Here is a 242-nt window from a genome sequence, read left to right as displayed (position 1 = left end):
GAGCCCGCACGGTGTCGAGCCGGGCCTGCGTGGTCGGGGCTCCGGGCTCGATCGCCTTCTGCAGGTCGTCGTCGTACATCGCGATCGACATCTGCACGTCGATCGGCACGCGCTCGGCGGCTTTCGCGAGCAGGGGGATGTCACGGCGGATCAGCGTGCCCTTGGTCAGGATCGATATCGGGGTGCCGGATGCCGCGAGCGTCTCGATGATGCCGGGCATCAGCTTGTATCGCCCCTCGGCG

At 68.2% G+C, this 242-nt stretch carries 1 pseudogene; it reads right to left on the bottom strand.

Features of this window, described 5'->3' with window-relative positions:
- A pseudogene (locus L687_RS0121425) lies at positions 1-242 on the bottom strand (Rv2578c family radical SAM protein); the annotation flags it as partial.

Source organism: Microbacterium maritypicum MF109 (assembly GCF_000455825.1).
In the GTDB taxonomy this organism is placed as follows: domain Bacteria; phylum Actinomycetota; class Actinomycetes; order Actinomycetales; family Microbacteriaceae; genus Microbacterium; species Microbacterium maritypicum_A.
The sequence above is the reverse complement of the archived record's forward strand: the minus strand, read 5'-3'. Positions and strand labels throughout refer to the sequence as shown.